At 69.7% G+C, this 13,686-nt stretch carries 13 protein-coding genes, 1 tRNA gene and 1 other RNA gene; 2 read left to right on the top strand and 13 right to left on the bottom strand.

Annotation, left to right across the window (positions count from 1 at the left end):
• Positions 1-107: 107 nt before the first annotated feature.
• The gene (locus GA0070617_RS06775; protein WP_091446020.1) at positions 108-323 is read right to left on the bottom strand and encodes a helix-turn-helix transcriptional regulator; all 216 of its coding nucleotides are present in this window, start codon (positions 321-323) and stop codon (positions 108-110) included.
• Positions 324-891: 568 nt separating this feature from the next.
• Here GA0070617_RS06775 and GA0070617_RS06765 point away from each other — a divergent pair.
• Entirely contained in the window at positions 892-1,161 is a 270-nt protein-coding gene (locus tag GA0070617_RS06765; protein ID WP_091446018.1) for a hypothetical protein, read from the top strand.
• 68 nt (positions 1,162-1,229) lie between these two features.
• On the opposite strand, the gene GA0070617_RS06760 is transcribed toward GA0070617_RS06765, so the two are convergent.
• The 5 genes from GA0070617_RS06760 to GA0070617_RS06740 form a co-directional block, all read right to left on the bottom strand.
• Positions 1,230-2,054: a TrmH family RNA methyltransferase gene (locus tag GA0070617_RS06760; protein ID WP_091446016.1), complete on the bottom strand. Its 825-nt coding sequence runs from the start codon at positions 2,052-2,054 to the stop codon at positions 1,230-1,232.
• Positions 2,055-2,250: 196 nt separating this feature from the next.
• Positions 2,251-3,132 (bottom strand): flagellar basal body-associated FliL family protein, encoded by an 882-nt coding sequence (locus GA0070617_RS06755; protein WP_091434972.1) that lies wholly within the window; start codon positions 3,130-3,132, stop codon positions 2,251-2,253.
• 288 nt (positions 3,133-3,420) lie between these two features.
• Positions 3,421-4,311, bottom strand: a complete 891-nt coding sequence (locus GA0070617_RS06750) for an SAM-dependent methyltransferase (RefSeq protein ID WP_091434970.1) — start codon at positions 4,309-4,311, stop codon at positions 3,421-3,423.
• A 149-nt stretch (positions 4,312-4,460) separates the two neighbouring features.
• Positions 4,461-4,533, bottom strand: a tRNA-Ala gene (locus GA0070617_RS06745).
• An 84-nt stretch (positions 4,534-4,617) separates the two neighbouring features.
• Entirely contained in the window at positions 4,618-5,208 is a 591-nt protein-coding gene (locus tag GA0070617_RS06740; protein WP_091434968.1) for a YqgE/AlgH family protein, read from the bottom strand.
• Between the two features lie 294 nt (positions 5,209-5,502).
• Here GA0070617_RS06740 and mdlC point away from each other — a divergent pair, with 294 nt between their 5' ends.
• Positions 5,503-7,098 carry a benzoylformate decarboxylase gene (mdlC, locus tag GA0070617_RS06735; protein WP_091434966.1) on the top strand — a complete coding sequence of 532 codons (1,596 nt, stop codon included), beginning with the start codon at positions 5,503-5,505 and terminating at the stop codon, positions 7,096-7,098.
• Between the two features lie 101 nt (positions 7,099-7,199).
• Here the strand turns inward: mdlC and ssrA are convergent.
• The 7 genes from ssrA to pruA form a co-directional block, all read right to left on the bottom strand.
• Positions 7,200-7,575, bottom strand: a transfer-messenger RNA (tmRNA) gene (gene ssrA, locus GA0070617_RS06730).
• 107 nt (positions 7,576-7,682) lie between these two features.
• Complete coding sequence (gene smpB / locus GA0070617_RS06725; protein ID WP_091434964.1) at positions 7,683-8,162, bottom strand: SsrA-binding protein SmpB; 480 nt, start codon at positions 8,160-8,162, stop codon at positions 7,683-7,685.
• Positions 8,163-8,319: 157 nt separating this feature from the next.
• On the bottom strand, positions 8,320-9,195 hold the full coding sequence (ftsX, locus tag GA0070617_RS06720) for a permease-like cell division protein FtsX (protein WP_091434963.1): 876 nt from the start codon (positions 9,193-9,195) through the stop codon (positions 8,320-8,322).
• Between the two features lie 67 nt (positions 9,196-9,262).
• Complete coding sequence (gene ftsE / locus GA0070617_RS06715; RefSeq protein WP_091434961.1) at positions 9,263-9,943, bottom strand: cell division ATP-binding protein FtsE; 681 nt, start codon at positions 9,941-9,943, stop codon at positions 9,263-9,265.
• A 118-nt stretch (positions 9,944-10,061) separates the two neighbouring features.
• Positions 10,062-11,183 carry a peptide chain release factor 2 gene (prfB, locus tag GA0070617_RS06710; protein WP_091434959.1) on the bottom strand — a complete coding sequence of 374 codons (1,122 nt, stop codon included), beginning with the start codon at positions 11,181-11,183 and terminating at the stop codon, positions 10,062-10,064.
• A gap of 29 nt (positions 11,184-11,212) precedes the next feature.
• A complete protein-coding gene (locus GA0070617_RS06705; protein ID WP_091446014.1) occupies positions 11,213-11,728 on the bottom strand; it encodes a helix-turn-helix transcriptional regulator in 516 nt (171 codons plus the stop codon).
• A gap of 268 nt (positions 11,729-11,996) precedes the next feature.
• Positions 11,997-13,625, bottom strand: a complete 1,629-nt coding sequence (gene pruA / locus GA0070617_RS06700) for an L-glutamate gamma-semialdehyde dehydrogenase (RefSeq protein ID WP_091434957.1) — start codon at positions 13,623-13,625, stop codon at positions 11,997-11,999.
• Positions 13,626-13,686 lie beyond the last annotated feature (61 nt).

Here is a 13,686-nt window from a genome sequence, read left to right as displayed (position 1 = left end):
CCACTGGTACGCGGCCGGGACGGCAAAGGTTCGACCCGGGCTGCCACAACCTGCGGATCCGACGCCGTCGCTGTCACAAAACGGACGTCGGCTGCCCGGGCTTGATGCTAGTCGTCGTCGTCCGCCGGCTTGGGGCGGCGGTAGTCCCGGATGTATGCCTCAACGTCGGACCGCAGCCACACCGAGCCGCCGATCAGCTTCTGGAACGGCTTCGGGAATCTGGGCAGCAGGATGATCTGCCGGAACCGCGACCGGCTCACGCCCAGCATGTCCTGAATCTCAGCCGCTCCTACAAGCGGGCCTGGGACTTCCTCCTCGCCCATGTCCCACAAGGTAGGCACAGTGAGTCCTACCCCTTAGGGCCTGCCTTACGCACCCCGCCCTGTAGGGCGCGACCCTAAAGACCTGCCCTGTAGGGCGTGCCCTAGTTGACACCGGGCAGCTGTGGGTGTGGGATCGGTCACGCGGTGCCCCCGGTTCGGTGGAGCGGGGCTCGGCGGGCCGGGGTGCCGCAGTAGCCGGAGGTGGACATGTCTCGACGGGTCACATACGCGGAGTACCTGACGGCGGTAGCCCTCACGCTGGCCCGCCGACATCGGCCGGTGTGGTCCTGGGTCAAGTGGCGGTGGGTCTGCCGGTGCGGCTCAGAACTGCCGTGCCGGGTCAGACACCGCATCCCGATCAACCGGGGGCATTGGCCGGGTGAGGACCGATGACTGAGCCCGAGGTGCCGTTCCGGGTCCAGGTGGCCTGGTTGGTTCTCGATGACCACACCTTCGGGCGCTGTCAACGGTGCCGCCCGGACGGCTGGTTTCCTCGGGTCACCGTCTCTCGTGCTCAGCTTCTGGCCTGGCGGACGGTGAGGAACCTGCGGTGAGCGCGCTCCTACCGATGGCGGGTGACCTGGTGCAGGTGACCAGAGCCGCCAGCGTGCAGTTCGTCAACCCGATCATGTTCCGAGTCATCCGCGTGATCGAGGACTGGACCCGGACCACCTACAACGGGTGGTGTTGGCTCGACGGCTACCAGCTTGACGCCACGGGCGACGCGGTGGCTCGACGGTCGATCTTCGTGCAGTCGGCGGGGTTGGTCATCCAACGACGAACCACCCCCATGCCGGTCGGGCAACAGAGGCGGTCCAGATCGCCGCAGAGGCGTTAGCCAGCGCCTTCCGCCGTTACGGTCGAGGGGTTTGTCAGTGGACGGACGTTTCCTTCAAGAGGTGCGACTCAGCGGCGTGCGGCGCGTTGCCGGGTCGCCTCGTACAGGGCCACCGTCGCCGCGGTCGCCGCGTTCAGCGAGCTCGCCGAGCCGCTGATCGGGATCCGTACCATCCGGTCGCAGGACTGTCGCCAGGCCGCGCTGAGGCCGTGCGTCTCGTTGCCGACGGCGACGAGCGTGGGGCCGGTCAGGTCCGCTCCGGCGATGTCGACGTCGCCGGACTCGTCGGTGCCGACCACGGTCACCTCGACCCCGGCGGTACGCGCCGAGGCCACCCACTCCAGCGCCTCCCGGTGGCTCGGCACCCGGACCACCGGTACGGCGAAGAGCGAGCCGGTGCTGGCCCGGACCGCCTTCGGGTCGTACGGGTCGGCGGCGTGCCCGGTGACGATCACCCCGGCCGCGCCGAACGCGTCGGCCGAGCGGACCATGGTGCCGATGTTGCCCGGCGTGGTGGGCCGGTCGAAGGCCAGCACCAGCGGGTCCGGGCCGGTCGGGATCCGGTCCAGCCGGTCGGCGGGCAGCTCGACCACCGCGAGCAGCTCCGGTGCGTCCTCGTCCTTGCCGCCCAGCTCACGCAGCAGCTCCGGAGCCAGCACCGCCCGGGTGGCGTCGACGGTGTCCAACAGGTCACCGGCCCACCGGGACAGTGCCACCCGGTCCGGGCAGAGCAGGGTACGCACCGGCCAACCGTGCCGGACCGCCAGCGAGATCGGCCGTACCCCCTGGACCAGGAACTCACCGGCCCGCTGCCGCTTGGTGCGGTTGGTCAGCAGCGCCTGCCACTGCTGGAAGGTGGCGTTCCGGGTGGTGATCCTCAACGTCCGCGCCACGGTGCCGGCCAGCCTCCTCGTCACGCGACCCACCCGGTCGGGGCCCGCTGGTCGGCCCGAGCCTATCGAGGGACCGGCACGACGAACGCGGCCGGGCCGGGGCGGTCTCCCCGCCCCGGCCCGGCCGGTACCGCTCGTCCTGCTGGTGCCTGCTCAGCCTGCTGGTGTCTGCTCAGCCTGCCGGTGGTGCGCTGCCTCAGGACAGGAACTTGTCCAGGGCGGCCTCGATGCTGCCGGCGTCCGGCGCCGCGTACGCCTTCATGGTGGTCCGGTTGTACGAGATGAAGCTCGGGCAACGGTTGGCCGGGGCGTTCACCGTGCCGCCGTCGCCGATCTTCTCGGCGGTCTTGGCCGCGTGGAAGGTGAGCGTGTACCGCGACGAGATGTAGGAGACCGAGACCGGCTTGTCGTCGCTGTCCTTGTAGTCGCACTTCCTGGGCTCACCCTCGCTGCCCTCGACGAACTTCAGGCAGCCGACCACGGAGACCGACTCGAACTCGGTCGACCGGGCGTAGTAGCTCTTGCTGGAGCTGACCGACCGGGTCGACCAGGTGGTCAGCCGCTCGGGGTTGTTCGAGAAGGTGTACGCCTTGGCCCCGGAGCCGCCGCTGGTGTAGGTGGCGGCGTTCAGGATCGGGCTGCCGTCGCAGACCGAGGAGAAGTCACTGGAGTAGCGGGCGGTCACCGCGTTGTTGTTCGGCGGCGCCTCCTGCGGGGTGGACTCCTGCGGGCCGGGGGTGTTCTCGCCACCCGGCTGCGGGCTCTCGCCCCCGCCCTCGGCGGGGGTGCTCTGCGAGGCGATCGGATCCGGCTCGTCGTCGCCGCCGGCCAGGGCGAACGCGATGCCGGCACCACAGAGCGCGAGGAGCAGGATGACCGCGGCACCGATCGAGAGCCCGATGATCAGGCCCTTGTTCGACTTCTGCGGTGGCGGCGGGAACGGAGCGCCCAGGTGAGCGGGCTGACCTTGACCTGGATGTCCGTAGGCGGGGTAGCCGCTCTGCTGGGCCGGGGGCCCGCTCCACGGGGTGGCGTTCGGGTCCGGCTGCCCTCCGTACGGAGGGTAACTGTCACTCATCTGCTGCCCTTATCGCTCTCGACTGGTGCCCACGCTCGGGATCATCGAACAGGGTAGTGAGCGGCGCAAAATTCGGCCGGATGACGAAAGCCGGACGGGCGTCCGCAGCCCACCCCGGGGCCCACAACCAGCACTCTGCGTACAGATCCCCACCCGATACGTAGCACCAGGCGAGCGGCGACGAAGGGCACCCGGCGCCCGGATCGGTTCATCGCAACGGGAATCCGACCCGAGAACGGGCTAAAAGGACTCTGGATTCCCAACAGTTCAATGTGTGACGCAGAACACTCACTTGACCGTGCGTTCGAGGACCAACAGGCGGTACTCGATCCAGCGCCGGGACAGTCCGGCCTGCAACGCCGAGCCGCCGATCATGTTGGCCCAGAACGGCGTCTCGACCAGGCGGTCACGCACCCGGGGCAGGGCACCGGTGGCCCCCACGACCACGTCGATCACCCGGTCCCGGGGCCGGCCCAGGCGCAGGTGTGCGGTGAGATCCACGTTCTCCAACAGGCGCAACCCGGCGCGCTGGCCCATCTCGGTCAACTCGGAGACGCTGTGCAGGCTGCCGACCCGCCAGCCGGCACGGAACTGGTCCAGGCACCGTTCACGGGCCGGCAGTCCGCGATCCTTGTCGGTCATCCAGTCGTCGCACAGGACCAACCGGCCGCCCGGCTCCAGGCGCTCGGCCAACGTCGGGATCAGCTCGGCCAACGACGGTGAATGCACCATGGACTCGATGGCGACCATGGCGTGGTAACGCGGCTCAGGGGGAAGCTCGGCGAAGTCACCACGGACAATGTGGCACCGCTCGGTCAGGCCTTCGGCCGCCAACCGCCGCTCGGCGATCTCGGCCTGCACCCGGCTGATCGTCACACCGGCCACCCGGGCGTCGATCGTCCGGGCGATACGCACCACCGTCGCGCCGACACCACAACCCAGATCGAGCACCCGCCCCTCGGGCACCGGCACGTGGTCACTCAGGCGTTCGACCACCAGCCGGTTGACCGTGTCCCCGGCCTCGGCCGCATTCGCCACTCCCGGCAGCCACACTCCGCGATGGATCGCCTCGGTCGACTCGCCGAAGCGCAGAAAGCGCCGGGTGTTGGCGTCGTAGTAGTCGGCTACCCGATCGACGTGCCCGGTTACCACGCTGCTGCCGGAGGATGGCTGACCCATCGGCGAAACCTATCACGCGTTTCAGAGGCCACCCGGGCTGCGACAACTGACGGTGACACCCCGGGTGAACGGAGTACCACGCCGGGACGGAAACGAATCAGCGGCCTGGTCGGAATTGCTCGACCAGGCCGCTGAGTTGCTGCTCGGGGTGGAGCCGAGGGGACTCGAACCCCTGACCCCCACACTGCCAGTGTGGTGCGCTACCAGCTGCGCCACGGCCCCCTGCTGCTGTCCCGGTCGCCCGGGCACTGGCGAAACTATACACATCCCGACCGCCGCGGTCGAAACGCGGGGGTGCTCCCCGGGTCAGTTCAACGCCACGTCCGGCGGGAAGTGGGCGACGGCGGCCATCATCCCGCCCTGCCGGCGTAGCACCATCGGCCAGAGGTCGTCCGGCCGGTCGACGAAGGCGTCCCCGGGCAGGGCGTCCAGCACGAACCAGGAGCCCTCCTCGATCTCCTGCTCCAACTGGCCCGCGCCCCAGCCGGAGTAACCGGCGAAGACCCGGATCCCGGCGACGTTCTCCCGGAGCCGGTCGGGGTCGACCGACAGGTCGATCGTGCCGATCGCCCCGGCGACCTGGTGGAAGCCGCGCAGCCGGCGTACCGGGTTACGCAGGCGGGCCAGGCAGATCGCCGAGTCGGGCTGGACCGGGCCGCCCTCGAAGAGCACCGCCGGATGCCGGGCCAGGTCGCTCCAGGCGCCGAGCACGTCCGCGACCGGCACCTCGGTGGCCCGGTTGAGCACCACGCCGAGCGCCCCGCCCGGCTCGTGCGCCACCAGCATCACCACGGTCCGGTCGAAGTTCGGATCCTTGAGCGCAGGGGTCGCCACCAGCAGCCGGCCGGCCATCGACTCCATCGCACGACCGCCGATCGCCTGCCCCTCTCCCTGCATGTCAACCATCGGTCAACCGCGCTGCCACCTGGCCACCCCGGCGTCGCGGGCCACCTCCGGCCGCCCCGATTCCGGACGGCGATCGCCGTGCCGGGGGCGCACCGTCCACCCGGGTCCTCCGCGCTGTCAACGCCATGCCTGGCACCATAGCTTGCCCTTCCCGCGCTGGCTAAGGTCCGGCCGGCGGTGATCAACAAGATCAAGGAGTACGGGACACGAGCCAAAAGCGCCTTTTGCGAGACTTATCCGGATAGATTCGGCTGAGGTGGCGGCGCAGACAGGAGGCGGGTGACGATGGCCACGGTCCGCGACACGACCTACGACCTGCTGCGGGAACTCGGCCTGACCACCGTCTTCGGCAACCCCGGCTCCACCGAGGAACCCTTCCTGCAGGACTTCCCCGCCGACTTCCACTACGTGCTGGCCCTCCAGGAGGCCTCGGCGGTGGCGATGGCCGACGGCTACGCCCAGGCCACCCGGGGACCCGCGCACGTCAACCTGCACACCGCCCCGGGCACCGGTAACGGGATGGGCAACCTGGTCACCGCCTGGCACAACCGCACCCCGCTGCTGGTCACCGCCGGCCAGCAGAGTCGGGAGATGCTGCTGTTGGAGCCCCGGCTGGCCAGCCCCCGCGCCACCGAGCTGGTCCAGCCGTACGTGAAGTGGAGCCACGAACCGGTACGCGCCCAGGACATCCCGGCGGCGGTGATGCGGGCGTACGCCACCGCGGTGCAACCCCCGGCCGGCCCGGTCTTCCTCTCCCTGCCACTGGACGACTGGCACCAGCCGGCCGACCCGCCACCACCGGTACGTGCCGTCGCCACCCGATACGCCCCCGACCCCCGACGGCTGCGGGACTTCGCCGAGATCCTGGCGGCCAGCCGCACGCCCGTGCTGGTGCTCGGGGCGGCGGTGGACCGGGCCCTGGCGTGGCCGGCGGCGGTGGCGTTGGCGGAGAAACTGCGGGTACCGGTCTGGTCGGCACCGGCCGCGGAGCGGGCCAGCTTCCCGGAGGACCACCCGTACTTCCGGGGCGTCCTGCCGTACGCGATCGCGCCGCTCGCCGAGGCCCTACGGGGCCACGACACCGTGCTGGTCGTCGGCGCGCCGGTGTTCCGGTACTACCCCCACGTGCCCGGCGACCACCTGCCCGACGGCACCCGGCTGCTGCACGTCACCGACGACCCCGCCGAGGCGGCCCGCGCTCCGGTCGGCGACAGCCTGCTCGGCGACGCCGGACTGACCCTCGACGCGCTGGTGGAGTTGCTGCCCTCCGCCGACCGGCCCGACCCGCCACCCCGACCCGCGCCGGAGACACCGCCGGCCGGCGTCCCGCTCTCCGCCGACGCGCTCTTCGCCGCGCTGGCCCGGCACTGGCCCGCCGACGGGGTTCTGGTGCAGGAGTCACCCTCCAACCTGGCCGCGCTGCGCCGCCAGCTCTGGATCCGGCGGCCCGGGTCGTACTTCACGATGGCCAGCGGCGGCCTCGGCTTCGGCCTGCCGGCGGCGGTCGGCATCGCCCTAGCCGAACGCGACACGGGCCGGCGCCGCCCGGTGGTCGCGGTGATCGGCGACGGCTCCTTCCACTACTCGGTCCAGTCCCTGTGGACCGCCGCCCGACTCCGGCTGCCCCTGGTCGTGGTGGTCCCGGTCAACCAGCAGTACGCCATCCTGAAGGCCTTCGCCGCGTTGAAGGAGACCCCTGGGGTGCCCGGGCTGGACCTGCCCGGCCTGGACCTCACCGCGCTGGCCCGGGGCTACGGGTGCGCCGCCACCGTGGTCGACGACCCCGACCAGCTCGGTGACGCCCTGGCCACCGGCCTGCTCGCCGACCGCCCCACGATTCTCCCGGTCCCGATCAGCACCGACATCCCGACCCTGCTGTGACCGCGAAGCCTGCTCCTGCCGCGGAGGCGGCGGGGCGGCGGAGGCGGCGGGGCGAAACGACGAGGCGCCCCGGTCCTGGTGGACCGGGGCGCCTCGGGTGGTGGTGGAGGTGCCGGGAATCGAACCCGGGTCCTTCGCCGCCTTGTCAGGGCTTCTCCGAGCGCAGCTCGCTATGCCTCTACTCGGCCCCTCCGATCACGCGAGCGAGTCGGTGTGACGGGCCCAGTCGCTGATTGATCTCGCCGCACGGACCCCGCGACCGGGTCCGCTTGGCCAGCCTCCTAGCTGATGCCGGCTAACTGGGTCGAAGGCAATCCCAGGCCGACAGACTTGCTACTCGCCTCAGGCGGCGAGAGCGAAGTCAGCGCGATTTTGCTTGGCGCTTATTGTTTTCCGACGACCGATTATCGAGACGACGTCGGCTTCCTCGGCTCGCTTCCCCTGCCGCAACGCACGAAGTCGAAACCAGTCACCCCCTCGACGGGCTGCCGGATCGGCAGCACCACCCAAGACTAACGCCTCGGGCAACAGCTTTCATCCCCGAGCCCCGGCCCGGAGTGGCCCGCTGGGACAAACCGGGCAAACTACTCAGACATTCCCTTGCCGCGCCGGCCGGCGACCCGGGCGATCTCCCGGTCCGCGTCCCGCTTGGCGAGGTCCTGCCGCTTGTCGTACGACTTCTTGCCCTTGGCCAGGGCGATCTCCACCTTGGCCCAACCGTCGGAGAAGTAGACCTGCAACGGCACCATGGTCAACCCGCCCTCGCGGGTCTTGCCGATCAGCCGGTCGATCTCCAACCGCTTGAGCAGCAGCTTGCGGGTCCGACGCGGCTCGTGGTTGGTCCAAGTGCCCTGGGTGTACTCCGGGATGTGCATCCCGTGCAGGTACAGCTCCCCGCTGCGCTCCTGGGCGAACGCGTCCACCAGCGAGGCGCGGCCGGCACGAAGCGACTTGACCTCGGTGCCGGTCAGGGCCATCCCCGCCTCGTACGTGTCGAGGATCGAGTAGTCGTGCCGCGCCTTCCGGTTGGAGGCGACGACCTTGCGCCCCTTCTCCCGTGGCATCGGGCCACCCCCTTCCGAGCTTCCGACCCCGAGCTTCCGACCCGACGGACCGGCCGCCGGGCGGGGATCATGCTACCCGAACGACAACGGCCCTCCCGCACCGTTTTGTTCCGGTGCGGGAGGGCTCGTCAAGCCGCGTGCGGACGCCGTACCGTAACTAGACCCGCAGGTAGAAGCGGAGGGTGACCCAGGCGGTGATCGCGCTGACCAGCCCGCCGACCGCCGCCATCAGCGGGAAGGTCAGGAAGATCTCACCCCAGCTGACCGGCGAGAAGAGGCCCTGCAGGCTGCTCAGCGCCCCGTCGAAGAGGAAGCGCTTCAGCGCGACCAGCGCGCCGAGGCCGAGCACCGAGCCGATCAGGCCGGCGACGACCGCCTCCAGCACGAAGGGGGCCTGGATGAACCAGTTCGACGCACCTACCAGCTTCATCACCGCCACCTCCCGGCGCTTGCTGTACGCCGCCACCTGGATGGTGTTCGCGACCAGCAGGAGCGCGGCGATCGCCATCGCGATCGCGGCGACCAGGGCGACGTTCTGCCCGGCGGTGAAGAGGTTGAAGATCTTGTCGAGCACCCGGCTCTGGTCGACGATCTGGTCGACCCCCTCGGTGGACGTGTACTGGTCGGCGATCTGCTTGTACTGCTCCGGGTCGACCAACCGCAGCCGGTACGACTCGGGCAGCTGGTCCGGCTTCACCGCGGAGACCAGGTCGGGAGCGTCCCGGTACATGTCCTTGAAGCGCTCGTACGCCTCGTTCTTGTCGACGTAGATGGCTTCCCGGACCAGTGGGTCGCTCTTGAGCTGGGTGTCCAGCGTGGCCCGCTGTTCCTCGGTGACCTCGGGCGTCAGGAAGATCGAGACCTCGACGTTCTCGAAGTAGAGGTCCTTCATGTCGGCGACCTTGGTGTAGACCAGGCCGCTGACGCCGAGCATGGTCAACGACACCGCCATCGTGATGATCATCGCGATGGTCATGGTCACGTTGCGCCACAGCCCGACCAGTACCTCGGACAGGACGTATTTCACGCGCATCGGGGGATCCTCCGGGTCTCCGGCATGAGGTGTTCGTCGTCAGACTTCGCAGGGGTGGGGCGCCGGTTCACCCGTAGACGCCGCGGGCCTGGTCGCGCACGATCTGGCCGCTCTCGATCTCGATCACCCGACGGCGCATCTGGTTCACGATGTTGGAGTCGTGCGTCACCATCACGACGGTCGTACCGGTGCGGTTGATCCGGTCCAGCAGGCGCATGATCTCGATGGACGTGTCCGGGTCGAGGTTTCCGGTCGGCTCGTCGGCCAGCAGGATCAGCGGTCGGTTCACGAACGCCCGGGCCACCGCCACCCGCTGCTGCTCACCACCGGAGAGCTCGTGCGGGTACCGGTGCTCCTTGCCGCCCAGCCCGACCAGCTCCAGCACCTCCGGCACGACCCGGCGGGCGACCGCCTTGGTCTTGCCGATGACCTCCAGGGCGAAGGCCACGTTCTCGTACGCGGTGCGGTTCGGCAGCAGCCGGAAGTCCTGGAAGACACAGCCGATGGACCGCCGGAAGTGGGGACGCTTCCAGGACCGCAGCGACGTGACGTCCTTGCTGTTGACCACGACCCGCCCCTTGTTCGGGGCGACCTCGTGCAGCAACAACTTGATGATGGTCGACTTGCCGGAGCCGGAGGGACCGATGAAGAAGACGAACTCGCCCTTCTCGATCGAGACGGACACGTTGTCGAGCGAAGGCCGGGACGCCTTCGGGTACGTCTTCGTCACTTGCTCAAGCTGAATCACGGGTGGTGAGTCTACGCCCTGTAATCGGAACGCCAAGCGCTACGCCCCGGTGATGCGAGCCGAGTCATCCAAATACCCGGTCAGCGGGAGATCGAAGAAGCGCAGCGCCCGCGACCCGTCACGCGCTGTCGCCGGCGAGCTGCCGCTGCTTGCGCCACCGGATGCCGGCCTCGATGAAGCTGTCCAGCTCACCGTCGAAGACCGCGCTCGGATTGCCGGTCTCCTGCTCGGTACGCAGATCCTTCACCATCTGATACGGGTGCAGGACGTACGAGCGCATCTGGTCGCCCCAGGAGCCGGCGGCGTCGGTCTTCAGACCCTCCAGCTTGGCCTGCTCCTCCTGCCGCTTGCGCTCCAGCAGCCGGGCCTGCAGCACCCGCAGCGCGGAGGCCTTGTTCTGCAGCTGGGACTTCTCGTTCTGACAGGTCACCACGATGCCGGTCGGGATGTGGGTGAGCCGTACCGCCGAGTCGGTGGTGTTGACCGACTGGCCACCCGGCCCGGACGAGCGGTACACGTCCACCCGCATCTCGTTCTCGGGGATGTCGATGTGGTCGGTCTGCTCGGTGACCGGCAGCACCTCCACCCCGGCGAAGCTGGTCTGCCGGCGCCCCTGGTTGTCGAAGGGGCTGATCCGGACCAGCCGGTGGGTGCCCGACTCGACACTGAGGGTGCCGAACGCGTACGGCACCTTGACCGCGAAGGTGGCCGACTTCAACCCCGCCTCCTCGGCGTACGAGGTCTCGTAGACCTCGGTCGGGTAGCCGTGCCGCTCGGCCCAGCGCAGGTACATCCGCAGCAGCATCTCGGCGAAGTCCGCCGCGTCCACCCCGCCGGCACCGGCCCGGATGGCCACCAGCGCCTCCCGGGAGTCGTACTCACCGGAGAGCAGGGTGCGGACCTCCATCTCCTGGATGGCCTTGGTCAGGCCGGTGATCTCACCCTCGACCTCGGTGAGCACCCCGGAGTCGTCCTCCGCCTCGGCCAGCTCCAGCAGGACGCGCGCGTCGTCGAGCCGGGAGCGCAGGCTGCCCAGCTTGCTGATCTCCCCGTTGACGTACGACAACTGGGTGGTCACCTGCTGCGCCTTGGCCTGGTCGTCCCAGAGGTCCGGCGCGGAGGCCTCCTGCTCCAGCCGGGCCTTGTCCTCCTGCAACCGGTCGAGGTTGAGCACGGCCTCGATGTTGCGCAGGGTCGCGTCGAGTTCCTTGAGCTGTTCGGCGTAATCGGCAGCGGTCACGACAGCTAAGCGTACTGCCTGCGGCCCGGTCAGCCGACCGGGGCGCTTTTGAGCCAGGACAGCGCGGCCTTGTGGTAGGCGACGGCGAACTCCAGCGCGCTGGCGTCGTACGTCTCGCCCTCCTTCTTGGCGTTCTTCACCTGCTCCCGGACCGCCGCCAGCGCCTCGGTGTGGTACTCGTTGGCCGAGGCGTAGAGGTTGCGCAGCTGGCTCGCCGAGTGCAGGTCGCCGAAAGCGATCCGCAGTGCCACGGGGTTACGGACAGTGTCCTTCCCGGGATTTTCCGCCAACCAGCGAGAAAATGTCCGTTTTCCGGCCGCAGTGATCGCGTACGGCTGGCTCATCCGTGGACCGGGCTTGCCCAGACGTACGAAACCCCGCTCGGCCAGCACCGGCAACTCGCGGTAGACCTGACTACGCGTCATCGACCAGTACGGCGCCAGTCGGCGCTCAGCGGCGGCCATCAGTTGGCCGCCTGTCATGGGTCCCGCGTGGAGCAGCCCGAGCAGAGCTGCCGCCGTGGGGTTGACTCCGGATTCCGCCATGCCCATTACGCTGCCACTTTGCGGTCCCGGCGTCCAGGATTTCACCATTTCGCCACCCGCTAGGACTTCCTATGTGCACTGTCGGCGCGCGACAGTTCGGGTTCCGGTGCGCGAGATCACAGTCTGTCACCCTGACTGCGGGTGCGGCCGGATCGTCCGATCCGGGTCCGGAACCTCTCCGTAGGGGACACCGGAAAGCGCCGCGGGGTGCTCCGCCCGACCCCCGGAGCCCCTCCGCAGGGGACACCCGGGGGCCGGAGCCGGCCCGTCAGCGCATGTGCGGATAGGTGTGGTCGGTGGGCGGCACGAAGGTCTCCTTGATCGTCCGTGGGGACGTCCAGCGGACCAGGTTGTGCCAGGAGCCGGCCTTGTCGTTGGTGCCGCTGGCCCTCGCGCCACCGAAGGGCTGCTGCCCGACCACCGCACCGGTCGGCTTGTCGTTGACGTAGAAGTTGCCGGCCGCGTACCGCATCCGCTCGGCCACGGAGTCGACCACCCGGCGGTCGGTCGCGAAGATCGACCCGGTGAGCGCGTACGGCGCGACCGACTCGGCCTGGTCGACCACCTCGTCGAAGCGGGCGTCGTCGAAGACGTGCACGCCGAGGATCGGACCGAAGTACTCGGTGGTGAAGGTCTCGTGCGCGGCGTCGGAGCACTCGAAGAGCGTCGGCCGGACGAAGTAGCCCACCGAGTCGTCGGCGGTCCCACCGGCGAGGACCCGGCAACTGTCGTCGCTGGAGATCAACTCCAGGGCGGCGGTGTGTCGGGCGAACGCCCTGGCGTCGATCACCGCGCCACCGAAGTTGCCGAAATCGGTCACGTCGCCGTAGGTCAACGAGTCCGCGGTGGCCGCCAGCCGGTCGGCCAGGCCACCGTCCCAGAGCGAACGCGGCACGTACGCCCGGGACGCCGCGGAGCACTTCTGCCCCTGGTACTCGTAGGCCCCCCGGATCAGCGCGGTGTGCAGCGCGTCCACGTCGGCGCTGGGGTGGGCGACCACGAAGTCCTTGCCGCCGGTCTCACCCACCAACCGGGGGTACCCCCGGTAGCCGGCGATGTTCTCCCCGACACCGCGCCAGAGCTGCTGGAAGACCTTCGTGGAGCCGGTGAAGTGGATGCCGGCCAGGTCCGGGTCGGCCAGCACCACGTCCGAGACCTCCTCGCCCCGACCGGTGACCATGTTGAGCACGCCCGGCGGCAGGCCGGCCGCCTCGAACAACCGCATGGTGAAATGGGCCGCGAACTGCTGGGTCGGCGACGGCTTCCAGACCACGGTGTTGCCCATCAGGGCCGGAGCCGACGGCAGGTTGCCGGCGATCGCGGTGAAGTTGAACGGGGTTACCGCGTAGACGAAACCCTCCAGCGGACGGTGGTCGAACCGGTTCCACACCCCGGCCGAGGAGTTCGGCTGCTGTTCCAGCAACTCCCGGCCGAAGCCCACGTTGAACCGGAGGAAGTCGATCAACTCGCAGGCCGCGTCGATCTCGGCCTGGACCACCGTCTTGGACTGACCGAGCATCGTCGCCGCGTTGAGCGTGTCCCGCCAGGGGCCGGCGAGCAGCTCGGCGGCGCGCAGGAAGATCGCGGCCCGCTCCTCGAAGGGCAGCGCCCGCCACATCGGTGCGGCCTCCTTGGCCGCCCGGACCGCCGCCCGGGCGTCGTCGTGGGTGGCGTGCGCGGTCACCCCGAGCACGTGCGCGTGCCGGTGCGGCTGCACCACGTCGATCCGCTCGCCGCCGGCCATCCGCTGCTCACCGGCGACGGTCATCGGCAGCTCGATCTGCTCGGCGGCCAGCTCGGTCAGCCGTTGTCGCAGCCGCTCCCGCTCCGGGCTCCCCGGCTCGTAGGTGCGTACCGGCTCGTTGTGCGGCGCGGGTACGTGGAACACGGCGTCCATCACAGCTCCTGGGTGCTCGCGGCGGCGGTGGCCATCGGCCCCGCCGGCGGGCCGGTCGGAT

Source organism: Micromonospora yangpuensis (assembly GCF_900091615.1).
Taxonomy (GTDB): domain Bacteria; phylum Actinomycetota; class Actinomycetes; order Mycobacteriales; family Micromonosporaceae; genus Micromonospora; species Micromonospora yangpuensis.
Note: the sequence above shows the minus strand (reverse complement) of the source record. Positions and strands in the feature narration are given on the sequence as shown.

Excerpts from the sequence above, each read along its gene's own strand:
- GA0070617_RS06765 (WP_091446018.1), top strand. The coding sequence starts at position 892 with ATGGCGGGTGACCTGGTGCAGGTGACCAGAGCCGCCAGCGTGCAGTTC.
- GA0070617_RS06740 (WP_091434968.1), bottom strand. The coding sequence starts at position 5,208 with ATGCAGGGAGAGGGGCAGGCGATCGGCGGTCGTGCGATGGAGTCGATG.
- GA0070617_RS06705 (WP_091446014.1), bottom strand. The coding sequence starts at position 11,728 with ATGGCGGAATCCGGAGTCAACCCCACGGCGGCAGCTCTGCTCGGGCTG.
- smpB (WP_091434964.1), bottom strand. The coding sequence starts at position 8,162 with ATGCCACGGGAGAAGGGGCGCAAGGTCGTCGCCTCCAACCGGAAGGCG.
- ftsX (WP_091434963.1), bottom strand. The coding sequence starts at position 9,195 with ATGCGCGTGAAATACGTCCTGTCCGAGGTACTGGTCGGGCTGTGGCGC.
- GA0070617_RS06775 (WP_091446020.1), bottom strand. The coding sequence starts at position 323 with ATGGGCGAGGAGGAAGTCCCAGGCCCGCTTGTAGGAGCGGCTGAGATT.
- GA0070617_RS06750 (WP_091434970.1), bottom strand. The coding sequence starts at position 4,311 with ATGGGTCAGCCATCCTCCGGCAGCAGCGTGGTAACCGGGCACGTCGAT.
- mdlC (WP_091434966.1), top strand. The coding sequence starts at position 5,503 with ATGGCCACGGTCCGCGACACGACCTACGACCTGCTGCGGGAACTCGGC.
- GA0070617_RS06755 (WP_091434972.1), bottom strand. The coding sequence starts at position 3,132 with ATGAGTGACAGTTACCCTCCGTACGGAGGGCAGCCGGACCCGAACGCC.
- pruA (WP_091434957.1), bottom strand. The coding sequence starts at position 13,625 with ATGGACGCCGTGTTCCACGTACCCGCGCCGCACAACGAGCCGGTACGC.